Origin of the sequence: Mycobacterium sp. E796, from assembly GCF_001672815.1 — a bacterium.
Taxonomy (GTDB): domain Bacteria; phylum Actinomycetota; class Actinomycetes; order Mycobacteriales; family Mycobacteriaceae; genus Mycobacterium.
In genome coordinates this window covers 1-3603 of record NZ_LZKK01000337.1, presented here as the reverse complement: position 1 = coordinate 3603, position 3603 = coordinate 1, and the positions used below count along the sequence as shown (strand labels likewise).

The following is a 3603-nucleotide window of genomic DNA, read 5'->3' as shown; positions in this document are numbered from 1 at the left end:
CCGCCGGCGCCGACCAGCTGCGTCGCGTGCTCGCCGGTGTAGGCATCGTCGAAGTCGTCCGCGACGGCGCTGTAGGCCAGTCCGTTCGCGTCGGCGGTGGCGGGCGTGTCGAAGTAGCCGGGGGCCACCGCGAACGGAACGATGGCGCCGGTGCCCGGGTCCTGCGCATAGGCCAGCGCCGCGGTGGACGACGCGAACAGGGGCGCGTTCGCCGACGCCAGCGCCGCCCCCCGGGCCAGCGCGGTGTCGGGCTCCTCGGGCGCCGTCAGCGGCAGCGTCGTCGCCGCCTCCAGCGCCGGCTTGATCATCGGGATATCGATGCCGGAGCCCATGACGAACACGGCGTCCGGCCGCGCCTCGAGCGCCTCGGCGCCGGCGACCATCGAGGCCAGCTGCGTCACCGCCGCCTCGTCGTCGCTGGGCAGGGCTTGGCGGTAAACGTCGGTGACCGAGCCGTCCGCGCTGTCGACGACCGCTAAGGTCGCGGTTTCGGGCTCGATGTACAGCAGCGCCGTGCGCGCGTAATTCGTCTGGTTGCCGACCGTCTGGGCCAGCGCGGCCGCGGCCAGAAACGCCGAGACCAACATCACGTTCTCGACCTTGTGGGCGGCCAGCGCATCACGCAGCGCGGCGGCCTCGATCGGGTCGGTGAACGTGACGCCGGTCGACGCCAGTTGATAGCCGCCCTCGGCCGCGCCCTCGCGGGTGCCCAGGATCGCCGAGACTACCTGATCGGCCGCGGTGATGGTTGCCGCATCGTCGTCGGCGGCAACATCGAAGTTGTCCTCATCGACGGTGGCACCGTCGGCATTCTCGCCTTCGACCAGCACCATACGGACGGCCGTCGGCGCCATCGACACGCCAAGTACGGTGTCCAAAGCTCCTCCATTGTCGTTTGCTAGCCATCGCGGGCCAGGGACTCTGTTAGTCGCCCGCGTTAACAACCGCTGAACGCCTTAAGTCCCCACCCTGTATTCCCCTGGTCCCCCGATTTTACGCAGTTTCGCGCCGTCGGCGACCGGGCTAGGGACCCAGGATTCCGTGCCCCAAGTGGCGGCGCAGCCACGCCCAATGGTCGTCGTGATCATCGTCCCTGGGCAGCGGCGGCAGCCACTGCGGAAGGGGGTTCGAGCTTGGCCCCGGATTCGGTGCAGCGGGCGCGGGTGCCGGCGGTGGCGCCGGCGCCGCGGGCGGGGCTTTCGGGGGCGGCGCCGCCTGGGTCACCGGGGCGACGACGTTCTTGCCGACATCGGGTCGATCGTCCACGTGCGGGCGAATGCCGACGGCGAGCGCCACCGTCAGGGCCACGGCGCCGACGACGAGTATCGCGGCCGCACCGAGAATCGCCAGCATCTTTCGGCTGCCGCGCTCGCCGTGCTCCGGGGCGTCGGGCAGGGGGTCCGCCTCGGCGCTGTATGCCAGCTCGCGCACTGGCCCGCGCACGTATGGCATCTCGACCGTGCTCGGCGCTCCCAATTGCTCGTTCGCCGATGCCAGTGCGGCGCCCCGCGCCAAGGCCATCTCGGGTTCCTCGGGCGCCGTCACCGACAGCGACGTCGCCGCCTCCAGCGCGGGCTTGATGTGCGGGATGTCGACGCCGGAGCCGACGACGAATACGCCGTCGGGGCGGCCACGCATCAATTCGGCACCCGCGACCATTGCGGCCAGCTCCGCCAGCGCCGCACCGTCGTCGTGGGGCAGGGGCTTGCGCTGCACGTCGGCGATGGACCCGTCCGACGTATCGACGACGGCAAGCGTCGCGGTGGCCCGCTCGACGAACAGCAGCGCCGTGCGGTCGCAGTTGGTCGCGCTGCCGACCGCCTGGGCCAGCGCCGCCGCAGCCACGAACGCCGAGACCAGCATGACGTTCTCGATCTTTCGCGCCGCCAACGCATTTCGCAGCGCCGCGGCGGCGGACTGATCGGTCCACGTCACCCCGCTGGACCTCAGCCGATAGCCGCTCTCGGCCGCGCTTTCCCGAGTGCCCTGGATGGCCTCGATCACCTGATCGACCGCGGCGGTACCCGGCATCGGAAAGTCGGCCTGATCGACGGTGACGCCGCCGGCACCTTGGCCCTCGACGAGCACCATGCGGACCGTCTCGGGTGCCAAAGACACCCCAAGGACGACGTCCACGCTCCCCCATTCTCCAAACTTATTCGCTGACAATCTGATTCACCCGCCCCTAGTCCGCCACCCTAGCTCGCGCAGCCGGACAGGCGTGGCGGCGGCGAACCGTTACCTGTGACCGAAGCCACCAAACCCGTGGCCACCGCCGAAGCCGTGCCCGCCACCGAAACCCCCGAAGGGGCCATGCCCACCGCCGAAACCGCCGAAGGGGCCATGCCCGCCGAACGGGCCATGCCCGCCGAACGGGCCACGGCCGCCGCCGAAGGGACCGCGCGGCGCCGGCCCGCCGCCGAAGGGGCCACGGCCACCCTCCACCCGGGGCACGGGAGGCCCCAGCACCGGCACGCGAGGCACGGGAACGAACACCGGCGGGGGCAACGCGGGAACCGGGACCGGCGGCGCCGCGGGCGCCGGCGCGGCGGCGGGCGGGGCGATGGGATGGGGCACGGCCACTGGGGCAGGCTCCTGAATTTTCGGCTGGGCCTGGGGTACCGGTGCGGGAGCGGGTGGCCGCGTCGGGGCGACGATGTTTTCGTTCGGGCTGGGCCGCAGTGCCACCGTCGGCCGGATGCTGATCGCGAGCGCAATCTCAAGCACCACAACGGCGCTGATGAAGACCACCGCCAGCATGCTGCCGACCAGCGCAATGGATTTGCGCCGCTGCGTGCCGTCGTCCAGGCCGATGATGGTGCCCACCTCGGCCTCTTCGTCCGGCACCGCGCTGTAGGCGACGTTGGGCTTGCCTTTGGCGTCGGAGGGCTCGGGAACGGGCCGGTATTCGGGCTGGTATGCGGGCAGCAATCCGGGAAACTGGCCGGCCAGGGCCAACGGGTCGACCTCGCCGGTGCCGGGGTCCAGCGCGTAGGCCAGGGCGGCGGTCGACGACGCGAACAACGGCGCGTTCGCCGACGCCAGCGCCGCGCCGCGCGCGAGAGCCATCTCCGGTTCGTCGGGGACCGACAGCGGAAGGGACGTTGCGGCCTCCAGCGCCGGCATGATCAGCGGGATGTCGACGCCGGAGCCGACGACGACCACGCCATCCGCGCGCGTTTCCAGCGCCTCGACACCGGAAACCAGCTCGGCGAGCTCGGCAACGGCCCGGTCTTCGTCCTCGGCGAGAACCCGCCGGTGCACGTCGCAGATCGACCCGTCCGCGCTGTCGACCACCGCCAGCGTCGCGGTGTATGGCTCGACGAAGAGCAGCGCGGTGCGCTCGTAGTTGGTGGCGTCGCCCACGGCCTGGGTGAGCGCGGCCGCGGCCATGAACGCCGAGACCAGCATGACGTTCTCGACCTTGTGGGCGGCCAGCGCATCGCGCACCGCCTTCGCTTCAAGCTGGTCGGTGCAGGCCACCCCGACGGCGGACAGTTCGATGCCGGCACCGACCGTGTCGTCGCGGGTGCCCAGGATGGCGGCGATCGCGCGATCGGACGCGCTGACGGTCGGCGAATCGTCGGAGGCGGCGACGGCGAA

At 71.6% G+C, this 3603-nt stretch carries 2 protein-coding genes and 1 pseudogene; all 3 read right to left on the bottom strand.

Features of this window, described 5'->3' with window-relative positions:
* Positions 1-833 (bottom strand): annotated as a pseudogene (locus A5706_RS27855) (hypothetical protein); the annotation flags it as partial.
* A gap of 190 nt (positions 834-1023) precedes the next feature.
* Positions 1024-2136, bottom strand: coding sequence for a hypothetical protein (locus A5706_RS27850; protein WP_068138477.1), 1113 nt, complete (start codon positions 2134-2136; stop codon positions 1024-1026).
* A 102-nt stretch (positions 2137-2238) separates the two neighbouring features.
* Positions 2239-3603: hypothetical protein (locus tag A5706_RS33845; RefSeq protein WP_068138474.1), on the bottom strand; the 1365-nt coding region annotated here is incomplete at its 5' end.